General features: G+C 69.2%; 18 protein-coding genes. 10 read left to right on the forward strand and 8 right to left on the reverse strand.

Annotation, left to right across the window (positions count from 1 at the left end; all coding sequences use genetic code 11):
* Positions 1–290: 290 nt before the first annotated feature.
* Positions 291–1256 (reverse strand): hypothetical protein, encoded by a 966-nt coding sequence (locus DL991_RS03865; RefSeq protein WP_125780986.1) that lies wholly within the window; start codon positions 1254–1256, stop codon positions 291–293.
* Between the two features lie 105 nt (positions 1257–1361).
* Here DL991_RS03865 and DL991_RS03870 point away from each other — a divergent pair, with 105 nt between their 5' ends.
* On the forward strand, positions 1362–2159 hold the full coding sequence (locus DL991_RS03870) for a TIGR02569 family protein (RefSeq protein WP_125780988.1): 798 nt from the start codon (positions 1362–1364) through the stop codon (positions 2157–2159).
* 39 nt (positions 2160–2198) lie between these two features.
* Here DL991_RS03870 and DL991_RS03875 read toward each other — a convergent pair whose 3' ends face one another.
* The 3 genes from DL991_RS03875 to DL991_RS03885 are packed head-to-tail and all read right to left on the reverse strand — an operon-like array spanning position 2199 to position 5650.
* The gene (locus tag DL991_RS03875) at positions 2199–4433 is read right to left on the reverse strand and encodes an ABC transporter permease (RefSeq protein ID WP_125780990.1); all 2235 of its coding nucleotides are present in this window, start codon (positions 4431–4433) and stop codon (positions 2199–2201) included.
* Positions 4430–5110 (reverse strand): ABC transporter ATP-binding protein, encoded by a 681-nt coding sequence (locus DL991_RS03880; RefSeq protein WP_125780992.1) that lies wholly within the window; start codon positions 5108–5110, stop codon positions 4430–4432. Before DL991_RS03880 ends, DL991_RS03875 begins: the two co-directional genes overlap by 4 nt.
* A gap of 15 nt (positions 5111–5125) precedes the next feature.
* The gene (locus DL991_RS03885; protein WP_125780994.1) at positions 5126–5650 is read right to left on the reverse strand and encodes a PadR family transcriptional regulator; all 525 of its coding nucleotides are present in this window, start codon (positions 5648–5650) and stop codon (positions 5126–5128) included.
* Positions 5651–5897: 247 nt separating this feature from the next.
* Between DL991_RS03885 and DL991_RS03890 the strand changes: the two genes are divergently transcribed.
* The 6 genes from DL991_RS03890 to DL991_RS03915 are packed head-to-tail and all read left to right on the forward strand — an operon-like array spanning position 5898 to position 14727.
* A complete protein-coding gene (locus DL991_RS03890) occupies positions 5898–7967 on the forward strand; it encodes a molybdopterin oxidoreductase family protein (RefSeq protein WP_199753805.1) in 2070 nt (689 codons plus the stop codon).
* The gene (locus DL991_RS03895) at positions 7964–9391 is read left to right on the forward strand and encodes an FAD-dependent oxidoreductase (protein WP_125780996.1); all 1428 of its coding nucleotides are present in this window, start codon (positions 7964–7966) and stop codon (positions 9389–9391) included. Before DL991_RS03890 ends, DL991_RS03895 begins: the two co-directional genes overlap by 4 nt.
* 29 nt (positions 9392–9420) lie before the next feature.
* The gene (locus DL991_RS03900) at positions 9421–10779 is read left to right on the forward strand and encodes a NarK/NasA family nitrate transporter (protein ID WP_125780998.1); all 1359 of its coding nucleotides are present in this window, start codon (positions 9421–9423) and stop codon (positions 10777–10779) included.
* Entirely contained in the window at positions 10779–13283 is a 2505-nt protein-coding gene (gene nirB / locus DL991_RS03905; protein ID WP_125781001.1) for a nitrite reductase large subunit NirB, read from the forward strand. The genes DL991_RS03900 and nirB overlap by 1 nt, the downstream gene beginning before the upstream one ends.
* Positions 13280–13627 (forward strand): nitrite reductase small subunit NirD, encoded by a 348-nt coding sequence (gene nirD, locus DL991_RS03910; RefSeq protein WP_125781003.1) that lies wholly within the window; start codon positions 13280–13282, stop codon positions 13625–13627. Before nirB ends, nirD begins: the two co-directional genes overlap by 4 nt.
* Complete coding sequence (locus DL991_RS03915) at positions 13624–14727, forward strand: uroporphyrinogen-III synthase (protein WP_125781005.1); 1104 nt, start codon at positions 13624–13626, stop codon at positions 14725–14727. Before nirD ends, DL991_RS03915 begins: the two co-directional genes overlap by 4 nt.
* A 77-nt stretch (positions 14728–14804) precedes the next feature.
* On the opposite strand, the gene DL991_RS03920 is transcribed toward DL991_RS03915, so the two are convergent.
* The 4 genes from DL991_RS03920 to DL991_RS03935 form a co-directional block, all read right to left on the reverse strand.
* A complete protein-coding gene (locus DL991_RS03920; RefSeq protein WP_125781007.1) occupies positions 14805–15659 on the reverse strand; it encodes a hypothetical protein in 855 nt (284 codons plus the stop codon).
* 43 nt (positions 15660–15702) lie between these two features.
* Positions 15703–16866 carry a hypothetical protein gene (locus DL991_RS03925; RefSeq protein WP_199746273.1) on the reverse strand — a complete coding sequence of 388 codons (1164 nt, stop codon included), beginning with the start codon at positions 16864–16866 and terminating at the stop codon, positions 15703–15705.
* Positions 16867–17108: 242 nt separating this feature from the next.
* The gene (locus tag DL991_RS03930) at positions 17109–18227 is read right to left on the reverse strand and encodes a DNA glycosylase AlkZ-like family protein (protein WP_125781009.1); all 1119 of its coding nucleotides are present in this window, start codon (positions 18225–18227) and stop codon (positions 17109–17111) included.
* A 9-nt stretch (positions 18228–18236) separates the two neighbouring features.
* Positions 18237–18632 carry a DUF3224 domain-containing protein gene (locus tag DL991_RS03935; protein WP_125781011.1) on the reverse strand — a complete coding sequence of 132 codons (396 nt, stop codon included), beginning with the start codon at positions 18630–18632 and terminating at the stop codon, positions 18237–18239.
* Positions 18633–18692: 60 nt separating this feature from the next.
* Here DL991_RS03935 and DL991_RS03940 point away from each other — a divergent pair, with 60 nt between their 5' ends.
* From DL991_RS03940 to DL991_RS03950, 3 genes are read left to right on the forward strand one after another with little or no spacing between them, the layout of a single operon-like run.
* The gene (locus DL991_RS03940) at positions 18693–19661 is read left to right on the forward strand and encodes a YafY family protein (RefSeq protein ID WP_125781013.1); all 969 of its coding nucleotides are present in this window, start codon (positions 18693–18695) and stop codon (positions 19659–19661) included.
* Positions 19654–20463, forward strand: a complete 810-nt coding sequence (locus DL991_RS03945) for a uroporphyrinogen-III synthase (protein ID WP_125781015.1) — start codon at positions 19654–19656, stop codon at positions 20461–20463. Before DL991_RS03940 ends, DL991_RS03945 begins: the two co-directional genes overlap by 8 nt.
* A gap of 54 nt (positions 20464–20517) precedes the next feature.
* The gene (locus DL991_RS03950) at positions 20518–21807 is read left to right on the forward strand and encodes a sensor histidine kinase (protein WP_125781017.1); all 1290 of its coding nucleotides are present in this window, start codon (positions 20518–20520) and stop codon (positions 21805–21807) included.
* Positions 21808–21842: the final 35 nt, after the last annotated feature.

The raw sequence follows: 21842 nt of genomic DNA on the forward strand, positions 1-21842 counted from the left end.
GCAAAGGTCCCTTGCTCTCTTCGGTCCGGCGAGCGCACCTCTCGCCGCTGATGCAATGAAAGGCTCCTTCCTTGCAAATTTTGCAAGGAAGGAGCCTTTCATTGCACGCGCGGCCTTCACGGCGGCCTTCACGGGCTGGCGGACCGGCGGCCCCTCGTGCGCCCTGGCCCACGGTGCGGTGATAGCAAAGGTCCCTTGCTCTCTTCTTGGCGGTGCCGTGAGGGCCTCCTTGCCTACTCTGAAGGTAGTGAAGGAGGCCTTCACGGACTCTGGGGCCCTCAAGGGGGCCTTCACGGACCAGACCCGCCCGCGAAGATCGCCCGCACGAAGGTCGTGAACCCCGCGACGACGTCCGTCCGGTTCCCGCGGGGCGACTTCGGCACGGCGGCGATGATCTCGGCGTCGGTCAGCGGATGGGTCTTCGCGGCCAAGTCGCGCAGTTCCTCGGGTTTCCAGTTGTGGTTGCCCGCGACGTGCACCGACAGCGCGCCGCGCCGCTGGATGAATTCGATCCGGTCCGCGTTCCGCCGGAGGAATTCGCCGTCGCCGACTTGGGCGCACGTCGCGTTCGAGAGGTGCCAGCCGGTCTTCACCGACGTCTCGCAGGTCTCGACGGCGTCGGTCACGAAGGTCCAGACGGGCGAGATCCACAGTTGGGGTGCGTACTCGACGATCAGCGCTCCGGAGTCTTCGGTCGCCTTGGTCGGGAGCCGCCGAGGACCGAGGTCGGCCGCGAGGGTGCGGTCGCGCGGAACACCGGTCACGGCCAGCCGCCGGGTGGCGGTGTCTTCGGGCAGGGCCGCGGGGATGGCGATCCCGCCCGCGATCGCCGCGATCAAGAGGATCCCGGCGGCGGCCCGGATCCGGAGGTCGTACGCGAACAGCCCCGCGACGAGCAGCACCGGCACCCCGAGGAACGGCACCGCGAACCAGGAATCGAACGCCTCCGACACCTCCACCACGAAGATCGCGCCGAAAACGCCGGAAATCCCGGTCGCGAAAGCCCACGCCAGCCGGGGCCAGGGTTTCGCGACGGCAGGAAAGGCTTCCGGCGCGGCGAATCCGACGAGGTAGACCATGCCGATCGACACGAGCGGCACCGGCAACGCGATCCAGGGAGCGTGCAGGAACGCGGCGAGCGGGAGCAGCAGGCCCACGGTGACCGAGCCCAGGGTGCCGAGCAGCCACAGTGAGCCGAGTGCGAGGGCGGCGAGCTGCCCGTCGGTGAGACGGCGCTGCGCCGTTCGGGGGGTCACGGTCGAAGAATGGCAGGTCAGAAGCGATCCTGTCTTGAGTATCGCTACTCAACACCAGCGCGTCTTCTCGTTCGTGGCGCGGAAGACGGGGTAACGTCCCGAGCCGTGCGTGCCACCCTTGAAAGCCCTCCGGAACACGTCTGTTCGGCGTTCGGCGGACGTACCGGTGACGCGGAACCGCTGCCCGGCACCACCGCTTGGCGCTACAACGGTCTCGTGCTCAAGCCCGTCGTGGACAAGTCGCGGACGCTGTGGACGGCGCGGGCGCTGGAGGCCATCGACGAGCCGGGGTTGCGGGTCGCGAAACCCGTTCGGTCCAGCGACGGCCGGTGGGTGGTCGGCGGCTGGTCGGCGAACCGGTTCGTGTCCGGTACGGCCGAGCACCGCTACGACGAGGTCGTGCACGCGGCGGTCAAACTGCATCGGGCGACGGCCGGGTTGCCGCGGCCGGATTTCCTGGGGCGGCGCACCGATCTCGAGGCGCTGGCCGACAAACTCGCCTGGGGCGAGGCGGACATGTCGCTCGACGAGAACAAGGGCGGCCGCTGGTTCGAGGTGCTGGCGGGCTCCCGAAGACCGGTCAAACTGCCGGACCAGGTCGTGCACGGGGAGCTTCTCGCCGGCGTGCTGTTCGACGGCGACGCGGCCCCGGGCATCGTCGATTTCGTGCCGTATTACCGGCCGGGTGAATGGGGCGCCGCGATCGTCGCGGTCGACGCGCTGGCCTGGGGCGGCGCCACCATCGATCTTCTCGAACGCTGGGCGCATCTGCCCGAATGGCCCCAGCTTCTCCTGCGGGCGATCCTCTTCCGCCTCGCCGCCAACGCTCTCGACCCGCGGTCGACGCGAGCGGCGCACGACGGGCTCCGCGCCGCCGCCCGCGACGTCAGCGCCGTGTTGTAGGTCCGTGAAGGCCCCGGGCAAGGGGCCTTCACGGACGGATCACTCGGTGCGCAGGTTCTCCGCTTTCGCGGCCGAGCGCACGGACGGCACGGTCGACGCCGTCACCAGCAGCACCATCGCGACCGCTGCCGCGATGAGCATCCCCACCGCGGACCAGTCGACGTACAGTCCGTCCCAGAACAGCCGCCTGCCCAGCGCGGCGAGGGCGATCCCGGTCGCAGTGGCGACCACGATGCCCAGCAACAGCGGAATCCCGTTCTGCCACAACAGGGACCGGACGATCACGCGCACCGGGACACCGGTGGCGGACAGCGCCCCGAGCGCCCGGCGCCGTTCCCGGACCTGTTCCTGGGCGAGCACCAGCAGGCTCACCCCGGCCAGCAGCAGGACCAACAGGGCGCCGCCGAACAGGATGTTCCGCGCGTCGTCGAACATCCGGGCCTCGTCGGAGGCCCGTTTTCCGTTGTAGGACGCCACGGTGACCTGTCCGCTGTACGGCGCCACCGAGTTCCGCACCAGTTCGACGAAGTCCGGATCCCCGGTCGTCCCGCGCAGGCTCACCGTGACCGGCGCGGCGGCCAGGTCGACGCCCGCCACCGCGGCGGGTGTCGCGAGCACGTGCACCGCGAGCTGCTCGGCGAGCCCCGACTGTTTCACCTCGAGTGGTCGCGGCGTGACCGGAACGGTCCATGGCCGCTCGCGCTTGTCGTTGTCGACGAGTTTCACCGTCTGTCCTTTTTGGATGGACGTGGTGCCGGTGAACACGTCACCGTCGCGGCAACCGGTCGCGGTGGTGGCCGCTTCGATCGTGACGCAGTCGGCGACGGCGAAGGAGGCGAGCGCGCTGTTCGCGTCGACGAACATCGAGCGCATGGTCTGGAAGTCGGCCGCGCCGGGAACCGCGCGGACGGCGGCCACCGCCCGGTCGGCCACCGGGCCGTCCGCGTGAACGCTGGCCCGGCCTTCGGTTCTGTCCTCGTAACCGGCCGTCAGCACCGCTTGGCCGGTCAACAGGCTTTGCAACCCGATCGCCCCGGCGAGCACCACACAGAGACCCGCGACCACTCGCGACGGGGTCCCGCTGTCGTTCCGCAGACGGCGGATCGCGAGCTGGAACGACGGCGGTCCGCCCTTGATCCTGGAGACGACGCGGTCCAGCAGCCACGGCAGCAACGCCGGGATCCCGAGCATCAGCAGGACGGCGCCGCCGATGAGCGCGAACCGGCCGAGTTCGCTGGCGACGCCCAGATCCGGGGCTATCAAAGCGATTCCGGCGACGACCGGCAGCAGTCGCCACCACAACCGGCGCTGCGGCGGCGTGGTCTCGCGGACGACTCCGAGCGGTTCGACGACCGTGTGCCGTTGGGCCGCCCAAGCCGTCGCGACGGTCAGGGCCGGGATCACGAGCACGATCAGCGCCACCAACGGCCACGACGGCGTCAGGTCCTTCGGATACACCCCGAAACGGAACACCTGGAAGTCCGCCACCGCGCCGCGGAAGAGCAGGAACGACGCGCCACCGGCGACCAGTCCGGCCACGGCGCCCACGAGGGATTCCGCCGCAGTGATCCGGCGCAGCTGGTTGAGGGACGAGCCTGCCAGCCGTAATGCGGCGAGCCTCCGGTCACGGGACGCACCGCCGAGCCGGGAGACCGTCCCGACGAAGATGAACACCGGCGTGAGCAGGACGAAAAGGCCGACCAGCAGCAGTGAGAGGATTCCCCGTTCGAACGGTGTTTCGTAGCCGTAGTCGGAACCGAACGCGTAGGTCGCGATGTCACCGCTCAGTTCGTCCGTGCCGACGTAGGCGACCAGGTCGTTCGGATTGAGCACCGCCGCCGCGTCGATGATCCCGACGGGTTTGCCGGGCAGACGCGGCCGCAGCAGGCCACTGGTGTCGGACGCGACGAGTTCTTCCAGTTTCGGTGAAAGGAAGACCTCACCCGGCGCGGGCAGCCGGTCCACGCCCGGCGGGATCGGCGAGGTCGGCCCGGTGGGCTGGAGGTGGACGAGCGCGATCGCCTGGCCACGGAAGTCGGTCCTGGTCGCGCTGTAGTTCAGCGGTGTGACACCCGGGATCGGTTCGTTCCGCGGGGAAGCGGCGTACGCCCGCTGGTCGCGGTTCTCCTTGACGGTGCCCGCGGAGGAGCCGATCAGGAGGATCGCCACCGCGAGCCCGATGCCGACGGTGCTCAGGACGAGCCTGATGATCGAGCCCCGGCCGCCCCCGACGGCCAGCCGGAACCCGAGCAGCAGATCTTCGCGTCCGGTCATCGGGTGACCACCGGTTCGCGGGTCCGGCCGTCTCGCACGATGACCTCCCGGTCGGAGTAGGCGGCCACCCGCGGTTCGTGGGTGACCAGGACGACGGCGGCGTCGGTCTGTTTCGCCGTCTCGGACAGCAGGCGCATGACGAGCTCACCGCTCAGCGAGTCCAGCGCGCCGGTCGGTTCGTCGGCGAAGATCACCGACGGTTCGGTGATCAGCGCCCTCGCCATGGCGACCCGCTGGCTCTCCCCGCCCGAAATCCGGCCGGGAGTGCTGTCGTCCGAGTCGCCGACTTCCAGCCGGTCGAGCCAATCGCGCGCGATGCGCTCGGCGGGACGGCGTTTCATCCCACCCAAGCGCAGCGGCAGCGCGACGTTCTCCAGGCAGGTCAGCTCCGGGACGAGCTGCCCGAACTGGAAGACGAAACCGAATTCGGTGCGGCGCAAGGCGCTGCGTTCGGCGTCGGGCATGGTCGCGAGATCGCGCCCGCGGAACAGCACCTGGCCGCCGTCGGGCCGCAGGATGCCGGACAGGCAGTGCAGCAGTGTCGATTTCCCGGATCCCGATGGGCCCATGATCGCGACGATCTCACCGGCTTCGACCGTCAGCCCGGCCCCGGCCAGCGCCTGATTCGGGCCGAAGGCCTTGTGCAGGCCGAGCCCGTGTAACAACGGTGTTTCCACTGTGTGGTCCCCAGATCAGCGCGTCAGCTGGCGCGCGAGGTCGTCGAGGCGGGCGGCGGTGAGTTCCAGCCACCGCAGATCCGCTTCCAGGTGGAACAGCGCGTGGTCGCAGATCAGCTGGTCGGCAAGGTCGCCGTCGGTCTTGCGGGCGGTGAGCTCGCGCATGGTGCGCAGGTGGGAGCTCCGCTGGGCGTCGAGCAGATCCTGGGCGCCCCGGCCGGACAGGAGCGCGAGCACGACCTTGGTGTACAGCGTGTTCTGCAGGTAGACCGAGGGACTTTCCGGGCTCTTCAGCCATTCCTCGACGTTGGTGACGCCCGCTTCGGTGATCGCGTACCGCTTCCGGTCCGGTCCGCCGCCCGCTTCGATGCCGTTCTCCTCGACCAGGCCGTTCTTCAAGAGCCGGTTCAGCGTCGAATAGACCTGCCCGTAGTGCAGTGGACGGTCTTGCCGGAACTGCTTGTCGTAGAGCTGTTTGAGGTCGTAACCATGCTTGGGGCCCGCTTCGAGCAGGCCGAGCAGCGTGTTCCCGATGGACATGCGAGCGACTATACACAGTGTGTATACCTGCGGCTATACACCTAGCGCATAGTCGCAATTCGTCATCTACTTGCGGTGGTCGCACGCGCAACGACCGCAAGTAGATGACGAATTGCGGGGGTGCGGTGACCTCACGGTGTGACGTCCATCGGCGGCGGTCAATGTCAAACGCCTGAAACATTCAGGACTTTCCAGGTAACACGGCCTACCTACCTTCAAGCGCTATCGACGCCTGGAGGAGGTGCCCGTGCCGCTCGCCGCCCCCACCGCGACCGCGGTGGACACGCACTGCCCGTACTGCGCCCTGCAGTGCGGGATGAGCCTCGACGGCGCCCGGGTCGCACCGCGTGACTTCCCGGTCAACGCCGGCGGCCTGTGCCAGAAGGGCTGGACGTCGGGGGAGCTCCTCACCTCGCCTTCCCGCCTGACCACCCCGCTGATCAGGGTCGACGGCGAACTCCGGCCCGCGACCTGGCCGCAGGCCCTCGACCTCGTCGCGAAGCGGCTCACCGAGATCCGCGCGGCCAAGGGAGCGGACTCGGTCGCCGTCTTCGGCGGCGGCGGGCTGACCAACGAGAAGGCTTACCTGCTGGGGAAGTTCGCCCGGGTCGCGCTGGGCACCTCGCAGATCGACTACAACGGCCGGTTCTGCATGTCGTCGGCGGCGGCCGCCGGGATCAAGGCGTTCGGCGCCGACCGCGGGATGCCGTTCCCGGTCACGGATCTCGCCGACGCCGACGCCGTCCTGCTCGTCGGCGCGAACCCGGCCGAGACGATGCCGCCGTTCACCCAGCACCTGAGGGGCGCGGACCTGATCGTCGTCGACCCGCGCCGCACCCCGACCGCCGAACTGGCCGGATTGCACCTCGCCCCCGCGCCGGGCACCGATCTCGCGCTCGCGCAGGGAATCCTGCACGCCGTCGTCGCCGACGGCCTGCTCGACCAGTCCTATGTGGACAAGCGGACGAACGGCTTCGAGCAGCTGTGGCGCTCGGTCGCGGCCTGGTGGCCGGAGCGGGTCGAGCAGGTCACCGGGGTCTCCGCCGCGGACCAGCGCCGCGTCGCCGCCAAGCTCGCCGCGGCCCGCAACGCCTACGTCCTCACCGCGCGCGGCACCGAACAGCACGCCAACGGCACCGCGATGGTCAACGCCTGGATCAACCTCTCGCTCGCCCTCGGACTGCCCGGCCGCAAGGGTTCCGGGTTCGGCTGCCTGACCGGTCAGGGCAACGGCCAAGGCGGGCGTGAGCACGGGCAGAAGGCCGACCAGCTGCCCGGCTACCGCAAGATCGACGACCTCGCGGCCCGCGAGTACGTCGCCGGAGTGTGGGGTGTGCCGCCGGAATCCCTGCCGGGACCGGGCCGGTCGGCCGTCGAGCTGCTGGAGGCGCTCGGCACCGAAGACGGGCCGAGCGCGCTGATGGTGTTCGGCAGCAACCTCGTCGTTTCCGCGCCCGGTGCGGGGAAGATCCAGGACAAAGTGTCCTCTTTGGACTTCCTGGTGGTCTCGGACCTCGTCCTCTCGGAGACGGCGGCGATGGCCGACGTCGTCCTGCCGGTCACCCAGTGGGCGGAGGAGGACGGCACGATGACCAACCTCGAAGGCCGGATCCTGCTGCGGCGCAAGGCGATCGACCCGCCACCCGGTGCGAAGACCGATCTCTACGTGCTTTCCGAACTCGCCCGCCGGTTCGGCCAGCCGGACGGACGGTTCCCGGCGGACGCCGAGACCGTCTTCACCGAGCTCCGCCAGGCGTCCAAAGGCGGCGTCGCCGACTACTCGGGCATCACCTACGACAGGCTCCGGGACGGGGAGGCCCTCTACTGGCCCGTCCCGGCGGAATCGCATCCCGGCACGCCGCGGATGTTCCTCGACTCCTTCGCCCACCCGGATGGCCGCGCGCGGTTCGTCCCGGTGGACCACGTCGGCCCGGCCGAGCTGCCCGACGCCGAATTCCCCTTGCAGGCCACCACGGGCCGGGTCCTGCAGCACTACCAGTCCGGGGCACAGACCCGGTTGGTCAAGGAGCTGAACGACGTCGTAGCGGAGGCCTTCGTGGAAGTTCACCCCGACACCGCCGCGAGGGCGGGGCTGGCCGAGGGCGACCTCGCCGTCGTGCGCTCGCGGCGCGGCGAGACCGTCGCCCGGGTCCGCTGCGTGGCGTCGCTGCGCCCCGACCTGGTGTTCCTGCCGTTCCACTTCCCCGGTCAGGGCAGGGCGAACCTGCTGACCAACCCGGCGCTCGACCCGACGAGCCGGATGCCCGAGTTCAAGGTGTGCGCGGTCGCGCTCGCCCCGGCCGAGGCCGTCGCGTGAGCCCCCGGTCGGTGGTCATCGCCGGATACGGGATGGCGGGCGCGCGGCTCGCGGACGAGATCCAGCGCCGCGACCCCGAAGGCGAACGCGTGCGGCTCACCGTCGTCGGCGCGGAGGAGCACACCGCCTACAACCGGGTGCTGCTCTCGTCGGTGGTCGCCGGGACCATGCGGCCCGAGGCCGTCCGGCTGCACGACGACGAATGGTCCTCGCGCACCCGTGCCGACCTGCGGCGGGGCGTCGCCGCGACGTCGATCGACCGCGAGGCCAGGCGGCTGCATCTCGACGACGGGTCCACTGTGGACTACGACGCGCTCGTGCTCGCCACCGGCGCGAACCCGTGGATGCCGCCGGTCGAAGGGCTCGAACCCGGTCCGGACGTCGTCGCTTTCCGCACCCTCGACGACTGCGCCCGCATCCTCGACGCCGCCAAACTGGGCGCCCCGGTCGCGGTGCTCGGCGGCGGGCTGCTCGGCCTGGAAGCCGCGCGAGGCCTCGCCGGCCGCGGAAACCTCGTCACCGTCGTGCATCCGATGCCGCACATCATGGAGCGCCAGCTCGACGCGGAATCCGCGCGGGTGCTGACCAGGAAGCTCGAAGAACTCGGCGTCGGCTTCCGGCTCGGTGTCGGGGCCGCGCGCTATGTCAGCGGCGACGGGCTCAAACTCGACGACGGCACGCACGTACCCGCCGATCTCATCGTCGTCTCCACCGGTGTCCGGCCCGAGACGAAACTGGCCGTGGACGCCGGGCTGACCGTCGAGGGCGGCATCGTCGTCGACGATCTGCTGCGTACCAGCGACGGCCGGATCCACGCGATCGGTGACTGCGCGAAGCATCCGGGCGCGTTCGGCGGTCTCGTGCAACCCGCATGGGAACAGGCCGCCGTCGTCGCGGATCTGGTCACCGGCACGAAATCCGCGTCACGGTATCGCGGCACCCAGGCGGTGACGCGGCTCAAGGCCCGCGGCATCGACCTCACCGCGCTCGGCGAGACGACGACCGGCGCGGACGACCCGGCCGCCGAAGTACTCACTTTCAGCGACCCGGCGGGCTGCCGCTACGGCAAACTCGTCATCCGCGAAAACCGGGTGGCCGGCGCGATCCTGCTCGGCCTGCCGGACGCGGCCGCCACGATCAGCCAACTCTACGACCGGGGTACTCCGGTGCCCGAAGACCGGCTGGCCGTCCTTTTAGGACGATCCCTTCCGCCCGGCGCGCCGTCTGCGGCGAGCCCGGCCGATCTGCCGGCGTCGGCGGTCATCTGCCGCTGCAACGCGGTGACCAAGGGACGGCTCGTCGAGGCCTGGCGAGCCGGCGCCACCGACGTCCCGGCCCTCGCCGGAGCGACCAGGGCGACCACCGGCTGCGGCGGCTGCAAGGACGCCGTCGGCGGGGTCGCGAAATGGCTGGCCGCCCAGTGAACCCGAACGCATCCACCAAGGAGGACCTCATGCACGCTCGTGGCAAGCGCTGGATCGAGCACTGGGATCCGGAGAACGAGCGGTTCTGGGAGGAGACCGGGAAGAAGATCGCCCGGCGGAACCTCTGGTTCTCCATCCTCGCCGAGCACATCGGCTTCTCCGTCTGGACACTGTGGTCGGTCATGGTCCTGTTCATGGGCCCGCAGTACGGGTTCTCGGCCGCGGACAAGTTCCTGCTGGTCTCGACGCCGACGCTGATCGGCGCGCTGATGCGGCCGCTGTACACCTTCGCGGTGGCGCGGTTCGGCGGCCGGAACTGGACGATCGTCAGCGCGCTGCTGTTGCTGGCGCCGACGATCCTGGCGGCGATCGCGATGCAACCGGGCACCTCGCTCGGCACGTTCCTGCTGATCGCCGCGCTCGGTGGGGTCGGCGGTGGGAACTTCGCGTCGTCGATGACCAACATCAACGCGTTCTACCCCGAGAAGCACAAGGGCTGGGCGCTCGGGCTCAACGCGGGCGGCGGGAACCTCGGCGTGGCGGCGATCCAGCTGATCGGGCTGCTGGTGATCGGCACCGTCGGCGCGACCGCGCCCCGGGTGGTGCTGGCGATCTACATCCCGCTCATCGTGGTCGCGGCGGTCTGCGCGTACTTCTACATGGACAACCTCGCCTCGATGAAGGGCGACACCAAGGCGATGCGCGAGGTCGTCAAGGATCCGCACACCTGGGTGATGTCGTTCCTCTACGTCGGCACGTTCGGTTCGTTCATCGGCTACAGCTTCGCCTTCGGCCTGGTGCTGCAGAACCAGTTCGGCCGCACGCCGCTGCAGGCGGCCGCGGTGACGTTCCTCGGCCCGCTGCTCGGCTCGTTCTCACGACCGACGGGCGGCTGGCTCGCCGACCGGATCGGCGGCGGCAAGATCACCTTCGTGACGTTCGTCGGCATGGCCGCGGCGACCGTGGTGCTGATCCTGGCGTCGACGTCGAACTCGCTGGCGTTGTTCACCGTCGCGTTCATCGTGTTGTTCGTGCTCACCGGCATCGGCAACGGCTCGACGTACAAGATGATCCCGGCGATCTTCCGCGCCAAGGCGAAGGTCGCGATCAGCGAGGGCGCGGACGAGACGCTGGAGATGCTCAAGGCGCGCAAGCTTTCCGGTGCCTTGATCGGGCTGGCCGGGGCGATCGGCGCGCTCGGCGGGCTGTTCATCAACCTGGCGTTCCGGCAGTCGTTCGCGGACACGAAGAGCGGGGTGCCGGCGTTCGTCGCCTTCCTCGTCTTCTACGGGCTGTGCTTCGCCGTCACGTGGGCGGTGTACCTGCGCAAGCAGCAGTCGGAGGTGACGAGCGTCCGGGGTCTGGCGCTCGCCGGAGCGGAGGTCTGATGCGGAAACTCGTCGTCGCGGGACATGGCATGGTCGCGCACCGGCTCGTCGAAGCGGTGCGCGCGGAGGACAAGGCGGGCGAGTGGCAGGTCGTGGTCCTCGCCGAGGAGGCGCGCCCCGCTTACGATCGCGTCGCCCTGACGTCCTATGTGGACACCTGGGAGCCGGCTTCCCTCGCTCTCGATGGAGCGGACTACGCGGGAGACTCGCTGGTCGAGCTGCGGCTCGGCGACGCGGTGGTTTCGGTGGACCGGGACCGCAAGGTCGTCGTCACCGAGGCCGGCTACGAGCAGCCGTACGACGCGCTCGTCCTGGCGACCGGTTCACGGCCGTTCGTCCCGCCGGTGCCGGGACACGATCTTCCGGGCTGCTTCGTCTACCGGACGATCGAAGACCTCGACGCCATCCGGGAAGCCGCTCAGCGGCCCGGGCGCGGACGGCGTTCGGCGGTCGTCATCGGTGGCGGGCTGCTGGGGCTCGAAGCCGCGAAGGCGTTGCGGGACATGGGTCTCTCGCCGCATGTGGTCGAGATGGCGCCGCGCCTGATGCCGCTGCAGGTCGACGAGGGCGGCGGCGGCCTGCTCCGTCGGCTGATCACCGACCTCGACGTGACCGTCCACACGGGAACGTCGACCGACGCCATCGAGCCGGACGGCGAGCGCTACATCGCGAAGCTCGGCAACGGTACGGAACTCGACGTCGACCTGGTCGTCTTCTCGGCGGGCATCCGGCCGCGTGACGACTTGGCGCGTTCGTCCGGGCTGGAGGTCGGCGCGCGGGGCGGCATCCTGGTCGACGACACCTGCCGGACGTCGGATCCGGCGGTGTACGCGATCGGCGAATGCGCGGCCGTGGACGGCAAGGTGTACGGCATCGTGGCGCCGGGCTACGCGATGGCTGAGATCGTCGCGGCGCGGCTGACCGGCGGCGAGGGCACGTTCCCCGAGCCGGACATGTCGACGAAGCTCAAGCTCATGGGTGTCGATGTCGCCAGCTTCGGCGACGCGCACGCGGCCACTGAGGGCGCGTTGGAGGTGGCGTTCAACGACGCCGTCGCCGGGACGTACAAGAAGCTCGTCATCTCGGACGACTCGAAGACGTTGCTCGGCGGGGTGCTCGTCGGCGACGCGAGCGAGTTCAACACCCTGCGCGCGATGGTCGGCAGGCCGCTGCCCGCCGAGCCCGGCGCGATCCTCGCCCCGGCCGGTGGCGGGGCGGCGGTCGGCGTCGACGCGCTGCCCGACGCCGCGCAGATCTGTTCCTGCAACGCGGTTTCCAAGGGCGCGATCACACACGCGATCACCGAAGAGGGCTGCGATTCGGTCGCCAAGATCAAGGGCTGCACGCGGGCGGGCACGGCGTGCGGATCGTGTGTCCCGCTGCTGGGCAAGCTGCTGACGGCTTGCGGCGTCGAGCAGTCGAAGGCGCTGTGCGAGCACTTCCCGCAGTCGCGCGCGGAGCTGTTCCAGATCCTCCAGGCCACGCGGATCACCACGTTCAGCGAGATGATCGACCGCTACGGCACCGGAACCGGCTGCGCGATCTGCAAACCGGCGATCGCGTCCATCCTGGCCACGCTGGGCAACGGGCACATCCTCGCCGGCGAGCAGGCGACCCTGCAGGACACCAACGACAAGTTCCTCGCGAACCTGCAGCGCAACGGGACGTACTCGGTGGTTCCGCGGATCCCCGGCGGCGAGGTCACGCCGGAGAAGCTCATGGTGATCGCGCAGGTGGCGATTGACTTCGGGCTGTACACCAAGATCACCGGCGGGCAGCGGATCGACCTGTTCGGTGCCACCGTCGACCAGTTGCCGCTGATCTGGCGGCGGCTCGTCGACGCCGGGTTCGAGTCGGGACACGCGTATGGGAAGTCGTTGCGCACGGTGAAGTCGTGCGTCGGTTCGACGTGGTGCCGCTACGGTGTGCAGGACAGCGTCGGGTTGGCGATCGAGCTGGAGCTGCGCTACCGCGGCCTTCGCTCGCCGCACAAGCTGAAGTCCGCGGTTTCGGGCTGCGCGCGGGAATGCGCCGAGGCGCGGAGCAAGGACTTCGGCGTCATCGCCACCGACAAGGGCTGGAACCTCTACGTCGGCGGGAACGGCGGCGCGACCCCACGGCACGCGGATCTGCTGGTGTCCGAAGTGGATACCGAGACGCTGATCCGCACGATCGACCGGTTCCTGATGTTCTACGTCCGCACGGCCGACCGCCTGCAGCGCACCGCGCCGTGGGTCGAGGAGATGGAAGGCGGGCTCGACCACTTGCGCGCGGTGATCGTCGACGACAAGCTCGGCATCTGCGAGGACCTCGACGCGGCGATGGCCAAACACGTCGGCGACTACGCCGACGAGTGGCGCGGCGTGCTGGAAGACCCGGAGAAGCTGGCGAAGTTCAGCTCGTTCGTCAACGCGCCGGGCACGCCGGATCCGACGATCTCGTTCCGCACCGAACGCGACCAGAAGGTGCCCGTGCTGCTGGGCATCCCGGAGGTGAAACAGTGACGACCTCGATCGAGCGCACCTGGACCGTCGTCTGCGCGGCGGGCGCGGTCCCCGAATGGTCCGGTGTCGCCGCCCTGCTCGACGGCGGCGTGCAGGTGGCGATCTTCCGGCTGCCCGGCGATCGGTGGTACGCACTGTCCAATATGGACCCGGTCAGCGGGGCCGCGGTGCTTTCGCGGGGGATCGTCGGCGACGCGGGCGGAGTCCCCGTGGTGGCGTCGCCGGTGTACAAGGAACGCTTCGACCTGCGGACCGGTGAATGTCTCGACGCCGAGGGTGTCTCGGTCGAGGCGTACCGGGTGCGGGTCTCCGGGGGAGTGGTGGAGGTGGAGTTCTCACCGTGACAGAAGTCCTTCCCCTGGCGGGATTCGTCATCGGGATCACGGCGGCGCGGCGAGCTGACGAGCTCGGCGCGCTGTTCGTGCGTAAGGGTGCGACCGTGCGATACGGTCCGGCCATCCGGATCGTGCCGCTCGCCGACGACACCGAACTGCGGTCGGCGACCATGCGGTTGCTGGAAGACCGCGTCGACGTCGCCGTCGCGACGACCGGGATCGGCTTCCGCGGCTGGGTCGAGGCGGCCGAAGGCTGGGGGCTGGGGGAGGAGTTGCTGGACAGTCTGGGGAAGTCGGCGCTGCTCGCACGCGGCCCGAAGGCCAAAGGAGCGATCCGCGCGGCCGGGCTCTCGGAGGACTATTCACCCACTTCGGAGAGCAATGCCGAGGTGCTGCGGCATCTTCTCGATTCCGGTGTGGACGGTCAGCGGATCGCGGTGCAGCTGCACGGCGAGCCGCTTCCGTACTTTGTGGACAGTCTGCGCGCGGCGGGCGCCGAGGTGATCGAGGTTCCGGTGTACCGCTGGGTCGGTCCGGCCGATCCCGGTCCGCTGGACCGGTTGCTGGACGCCGTCCTCGACGGCTCGGTGGACGCGTTGCCGTTCACCAGCGCGCCTGCGGCCGCGTCGCTGCTGGCGGTGGCGAAGCGGACCGGGAAGCTGCCGGGAGTCGTGCGAGCACTGGAAAAGCGCGTCGTGGTCGCCTGTGTCGGGCCGATCACCGCGGCGCCGTTGGCCGCGCTCGGGATCCCGACGGTCCAGCCGGCGCGGTCGCGGATCGGGGCGTTGGCGCGGACGGTGTCCGACGCGCTCGAAGCCCGTTCACCACGGTTGCGGGCGGGCGGGCGGAGTATCGAACTGCGCGGTCAGGCGGCGTTGGTCGACGGGGAGTGGTGTGACATCGCGCCCGCGCCGATGGCGATGCTGCGGGCGCTGGCGGAGTCACCGGGGCGGGTGTTCTCCCGGCGGGAGCTGGTCGCCGCGTTGCCCGACGGCGGCGAGGAGCACGCCGTCGAGACCGCGATCGGACGCCTGCGAAGTTCTCTGGGGTCACCGAAACTCGTCCAGACGGTGGTGAAACGGGGCTACCGCCTGGCCATCGACCCGTGACCCCCGCAATTCGTCACCTACTTGCGGGTGGTCGCGCGGGGAAGTGGCGCAAGTAGGTGACGAATTGCGGGGTCAGATCACGGAATGGGGAGCGCGCGAACATAGGCGGGCGCCGCGGCACGAATGGTGCTTTCGGGGACCGATCCGGCCAGGGCCTCGATGGCGAGCCTGACTCCGGCAGTGTCCGCACCACCGAACTGCTCGCGCAAATAGGCAAGTCCTGTGGCTGCCACGTCGCCAACTCGCGGGTCCGCGAGAAGTGTCCGGAAAGTGTCGCTGACCTCCCGCGCGCGAGTACCCATCATGAGCCGATAGACGTCACCGGCATCCTTGTCGGTCAAGCGGTACGGGCGGACAGCACTGTCGTTCAGCCGGTCGTGGATCTTGTGAGCTTTCGCGACCAGGAGTGCTCCGGCTCCCGCGACGTGTACACAGATCTGGCGATCGTCGCTGGACTCCAGCGCGGTGATGGTCATGGGCATCCGGTCGACCACTGCGGGCTCCAGGCCTGGCACACGCCGCGCGGCCATCTTGTCGTGAGGCTGGATCTTGACACTTCTGCTGCCGCCATCGGCAAGAGTTTGGCCGACGAGCAGATCCAATTCGACCTTTGTGGCGGTGCCGCCCACCGTTTCAGTACGGCCCCATAGCCCTGGTTGGTGCTGCTGAAGTCGTTCGAAGCCGGCGCTCCGAAGTGCCTGTTCCAGCAACGGCTCGTCGGCAAGCTGTTGCGGGTCGACGCCGAGGTCACCGTCGGATGTGTAGGCAGCGGCGGCTAGTGGTACCTCCGCAGTTTGCAGATAGACCGCCTGGGCACCGACGACGGTCAGCGCGTCTAGGTGCTGCTTGAGTGCGGTCAGTCCGTCGAGGAGCACCTTCCGCGCGACGATGGTCAGTTCCTGAACGTCGACCCCGTCGGGGACCTTGGCCACGATTGGACTCATCTTCCTGAAGAGAACGGGATGGCGAAGTAGGCTAGCGGGAAGGTTTCGATTCGAATTTCGCGAGCCAGGGTTGTCGCCAGGTTTCCTCTGTGGCCCGCATAAGGTCGAGTACTGCCTCGGCTTCGGCCGGCATTCGCCCAGGACCGGAGAGGCTGTCGATCACCAGCTGGCTCAGCGCCACGTGTGGGATGCCGGTGACCGTGCGATAACGGTCGAAGATCACTGCGTCACGTGCGCGCAATAGCAGGACTTCGGCGCCGTGGTCTACAGGCAGCAGCCCAAGCTCGTCGGCCACGAAGTCGATGGAGCCGGGAGAATTGTCGACGTAGAGCATCAGTTGGCCGCCGGTGGCGATCGGGGCTACCGCGCGCGCGGCATACGGACCGGTCACCAGCACCTGTGGATTTCCGTGGGGAGGGTGCGGAAAAGTGGTCAGCTCGCGCAGTACCGACTTGGTACCGGCAGGCGCGATCATCCCGACGTAGTTATTGTCGTTGAGCAACTTGGTCGTCATGGCCCGAGCGTGCAGAAGATCGGCCCAGTCGACGTCGGTGATCGTACGGTTCGTGCGCTCGATCAGGCGCTGGTCGTCGAGCGCGCCCAGCAAGCGTGAGACCCAGCCTAAGTCGACTTGTGTCGCGTTCGCGATGTCCTTGGCCTTGTACGGCGGCCTGAAATCCGCGAGGAAACGGACGATCCTGCCTGCTTTCTCGCCCGCCAGGGTGACCCGCTTGGTGCCGGTCGCTGTCCCGAGGTTCGCGCGAGGAGAGCGGGACGCACCTTGTAACTGAAGGTGAATCGCAGGATATGTGACCGACAGGAAGACGTTGCCGGTCAGATCGATGTAGCCGATTCGGCGGTCCCGGAGGTCCTGTTGGGCTCGTGCGCTGATCCATGGCGAGACCACCAGCATGGTCGGCGAGGCGCGCGTGTGCGCCAGGATGTTCCTGATGGCCCCGAGTTGCGTCTCGACCTCGCGAGGCGTGACTGATTGTCGTGCCGTTATCAGCAGCTCCGTGTAGGGGCTGGCATCGGGTGGAGCGATTGTCACCCGGCCGTCGAACGCGTTGCCGTCTTCTTGGTCGTCACCCGCTGAAGGTGCGAGTGTCACTGACCAGCTCTCGCCAAGTAGTGCGTGTAGGACGCGTACAGCCTGATCAACCAGGCTGGCTGGGTTGCTTTCGACGGCGGGCACGTGGCGATGATGGCACAGACGGATACGGAGAGTCAACGAAACTTGCCCGAAAGTGGAACTTGTCCCACTGGGGCAAGTTTGCGTTACGGGCAAGTTTGCGACATATCCTAGATTGTCTGTCGTGCGCAAGCTGCTTTGCGAGGCAACTCTTGCTGCGCGTGGGGGTACAGGTCTGGGCGTGGTGACTACTCGAAGCCTGTCGGCTGGCAAGTTCCGGCTGGGCGCGAATTGCGGGCTCGGGGCTAGGCGAAGGTGACGCGGTGGTCGGGGAACTCCCGGGCGGCGGCGACACGGGCCGCCTCCTCCTCGGCCGCTTTCCGCACGGCCGGGCGGAGGGCGTCGAACGGGGTGACGGTGAAGTCGAGCCGTTTCTTGCCGCTCGCCTTGGCCCGCCACACGCCGGCGATCTCGCCGTCGGCCAGCAGTGCGCCGGGACTGCCGAGGATCTTCCAGACTTCTTTCTGCCGTGCCTTGTCCGGCGCCAGCACGGCACGGTCGCGCGCCTGGACGAACGGGTCCAGCGGGGGCAACAGCCGGACCATGTCCGGCTCGGGTGGGTTTTCGAGCAACGAAACCCGGTCTTGCGGCAGGTATGCCTTCTTGCCGTCGACCCGGACCTCGACCAGGCCGTCCGGCCACATCGCGTCGACGCCGGTGCGGGTCGTTCCGACGTAGGCGGCGGCGTCACCGGGGGCGGCGGGACCGTTGATCCGCAGGTAGCCCTCGACCACGCGGGTGGCCGCCTCGACGTCCGGCGAAGTCTTGAGCCGGCCGCGCTTTTCCAGTGGCGCCAACGTCGCCGGGGTCGCGCCCGCCTCCAGCCGGACTCCGGCGTGGATCGACGCGACCCGCATCAGCTGCTCGTAGATGTGCACCACGCCGCAGCCGCGGCAGGCGTACGACAGGCCTTCGGGGATCAGTTTCGTGACAGCGCCGCTCACCGTGCCCTTGGTCTGCGTACCGGTGACGACTTCGCGGATCGCCTTCGCGGCGGTGAACAGTGCGTCCGTCGCGGACATGGCCGCGTCCTCGACCTGCTTGCGCTGCCAGAGGATCCGCGCCATCGCGTCCTTCTCGTCGAGCGGCACGAGCGCGGCCCGGATCGCGTCGAGTTCCGCGCGACGGTGGAAATGCGGCGCGCCGCGATGCGTCCACGCGAGCACGAAGCGCTCGTCGTCCCAGACCTCAGGTGTGATGTCGCCGTCGATCCGGGCGGCCAGGCCCAGCAGGGCGGTGTCCCGCACGGAATCCTGCAGCCCGAGGTCGAACACGGCCGCCGCGGCCGGATCCGTCTCCTCACGGTGCAGTCCGTGCGCCGCGATCCGGTACGCCAGCACCTGCTCGCGATCGACCTCGAGCACTGGTCCTCCCTAGAGCGAGTAGTCGAACGTGTACGACATCGTCGGCTCACCGAGCGCGCCGGTCGTGGTGCCGGTGCCGGTGATCCCGGCGAGTTCACCCGTTCCGGAGCCTTCGACGACCGTGAACGTCGACGAGATGCCCTTCGCGTCGAACCCGGTGTCGTGCTTGATCACGAAGCTTCCCTTGCGCCCGTCCACACTGCCTTCGATGCGTTCGAGGCCGGGGGACGTCGTTCCGCCGCCGTCGAAGCCCTCGCCCCCGTAGTACAGCAGGTAGTCGATGACCGCCTCGCCGTCGATCAGCCCGCTGTAGGCGAACGTGGCGTGCGCGTGCGCCACGCGCGGCCCGCCCTCCGTGCCGCTGACGAGGGCTTCTTCCCAGTTCTTCATGGCGAACGTGTTCATGGGTTCACCCTGTCAGCCATACCTGTCAGATCATGTCAGGTTTTCGGGGATACTGGAGTCATGCGCGCGAGCAGACTCCTGTCGGTCCTCCTCCTGCTGCAGAACCGCGGCCGGATGACGGCCGAGGAGCTGGCGACCGAGCTGGAGGTCTCGGTCCGGACGGTCTACCGCGACGTCGAGGCGCTGTCCGCCGCCGGCGTGCCGGTGTACGCCGACCGTGGGCGCACGGGCGGATATCAGCTCATCGACGGCTATCGCACGCGGCTGACCGGGCTGACCGAGGAAGAGGCGCAATCGCTTTCGCTGGCGGGCCTGCCGGGCGCGGCCGCCGAACTGGGGCTGGGCACGGTCCTCGCCGCCGCGCAGCTCAAACTGCACGCGGCCATGCCCGCGGAACTGCGCGCCGGGGCGAGCAAGGTCTCCGACCGGTTCTACCTGGACGTTCCCGGCTGGCATCGCGGGATCGAGAGCCTGCCGCGACTGTCCGAACTGGCCGACGCGGTCTGGCACGCGCGGCGGATCAAGGTCCGATACGAACGCTGGGGGCAGCGGAAGGTCGATCGTGTCCTCGACCCGCTTGGCCTGATCCTCAAGGCGGGGAACTGGTATCTCGCGGCGCGCTGCGACGGGACCGACCGGACGTACCGGGTCTCCCGCATCGAAGAGCTCGACGATCTCGGCGAGACCTTCGAACGGCCGTCCGACTTCGACCTCGCGCGGTACTGGCAGGAGTGGTCGGAGCAGTTCGAAAAGCGGATGTACTCGCGAGTGGCGGTGGTCCGGCTGAACGAGTTCGCCCGCATACTGGTGCCGTTCTATCTCGGAGCCGTCGGCGCACGGGCGTTGCGGGAAGCGGACGCCGAACCGGACGAAAACGGCTGGCTCACGATGGAACTGCCCGTGGAGCCGGGAGAATCGGCCGTCGGCGAACTGCTGCGGTTCGGCGGGAACCTCGAAGTGCTCGAACCGCCGGAGCTGTGCGAGCGGCTGGCGGAGGAGATCAGGAAGATGGGCGCGCGTTATGGCTGACCTGGCCGGCATCACGATCGGGATCACCGCGGAACGGCGGGCGGAAGACTTCATCGGCGCGCTGATGCGGCATGGTGCGACCGTGCTGCACGCGCCCACCATCCGGATCGTCCCGCTGCCCGACGACACCGAACTGCGGGCGGCGACGGACGCCGTGCTGGCCGGACCGGTCGGGTTCACCGCGGTCACCACCGGCGCCGGGTTCCGCGGCTGGCTTTCGGCGGCCGAAGGCTGGGGGCTGCGCGAACCGTTGCTGGAGCGGCTGGCGGCGTCACGGATCTTCGTGCGCGGACCGAAAGCGGCGGGCGCGGTGCGCGGTGAGGGTCTGCGCGAGGAATTCTCCGCGCCCGAAGAGAGCAACGCCGAACTGTTCGAAGGCTTGCGCGACGCCGGGGTTCGCGGGACACGGGTCGCCGTCCAGCTGCACGGAACCCTGCTTCCCGAACTCACCGGTTCGCTGCGGGACGCGGGCGCGGACGTCGTCCAGGCGCAGCCGTACCGCTGGCTTTCGCCCGCCGACGTCGGACCTGTGCACGAACTCGTCGAAAGTGTGCTTTCCGGACGCGTGCACGCTTTGGCCTTCACCTCCGCTCCGGCGGCCACGAATCTGCTCACGCTGGCGGGTTCGCGTCGCGAGGAACTCCTCGCCGCACTGCGAGGCCCGGTGTTGTGCGCATGCGTCGGACCGGTGACCGCGGCGCCGTTGGAAGCCGCCGGGGTGCCGACCGTCCAGCCCGAACGTCAGCGACTCGGCGCGCTCGTCAAACTTCTCGTCGCGGAACTGCGCATTCGGCCGTCTTGACGCGGCTAGCCCGCTTTGCCAGGCTCGACACATCGGACGCGGGGAGGGCGGCGGATGTCCGAGTCTCAATCGGTCACGTTCGTGCGCGCGATGTTGCGAAAGGGCTCCTCGGTCTTGGGCGCGAGCCCCGCCGACGAAGCACCCGACCCCGATTCCGTTCCCGACTGGCGCTATCGGGAAGACTCCGCGGACTCGCTGCTGATGCGCGCCATGCGTTACTCCGCCCTCGGCCCGATCTTCTACCGCGTGGCCGCGTTTCCCAAGGTGTACATCGGTTTCCTGGTCGCGAACGGTTCGGCGGGGATCGTCCCGGTGCTGAGCACGACGCTACTGGCGGTGCTGCTCAACGTCTTCGCGGTCTGGTGGGTCGTGAAGGGCCGCGGGATCCGGGCGAAGACGTCCGGGCGGCTGATGTACGCGGATCTCGCCGTGGGCGTGGTGCTCACGACGATCGTGGCCGTGGCCGCGCCCACCGAGATCCAGCCGTTCGCCGTCGACGTCGCGTGGACGTGGATGGTCGGGACGGTGGCGTTGTGGACGCTGTCGTTCGGGCTGCCCGCCGCTTGCGCGCTGTTGATCGCGGCTTTGCCGTTCCGCGCGTTCCTGACCTGGCTCGGCGGACTCCCGATCGACCATCCGCTCGCGGTGAGCCGATCGGTCGGCTGCATGGTCGCGCTCGTCGTGGCGATGGTGACCACGGCCGGGATCCTGATCCTGCTCGGCGTCGGGACCCGGTTCGCGCTGGGCATCGGGATGCGCCGAGGGCAGCGCGCCGAACGCCTGCGTACCCAGCGGGTCATGCACGACTCGGTGCTCCAAACGCTGGAAGCGATGGGCATGGAGGCGCCCGACGACGACTCCGCCGCCGCGCAACGGCTCGCCGAGATGCGTGCCGCCGCCCGTGCACAGGCCGCCGAACTGCGTCGCGAACTGGCCGGACCCGACGCGCCGTCGGCGCGCGGCCTCGCCGCGGACCTCGCCGAGGTCGCCACCGAAATGGCGCGCGACGGCCTCCGCACCCAACTCGTCGCCGCCGAGACCGAAGAGGACTACCGACTCTCGCACGCGCGCCGGACCGCCATCCGCGACGCCGTCCGCGAAGCGCTCCGAAACACCGTGAAGCACGCCGGAACGAACCAGGTCGTGCTTCGCGTCGAGGAGTCCGAAGGCGGCGTCGCGGTCATCGCGCGGGATCAGGGGACCGGTTTCAGCATGCTGGACCGGCCGCCGGGGTTCGGGATCAGCCAGTCGATCATGGCTCGGCTGGCGGAGGTCGGCGGGCGGGGGACGATCGATTCGCATCCGGGGCGAGGGACCAGGGTGACACTTTGGGTGCCGCACTGAGTTGTAAGTGCAGAGCGGGGTTTCTGTGACGGCTG

Source organism: Amycolatopsis sp. WAC 01375, from assembly GCF_003947325.1.
In the GTDB taxonomy this organism is placed as follows: Bacteria; Actinomycetota; Actinomycetes; order Mycobacteriales; family Pseudonocardiaceae; genus Amycolatopsis.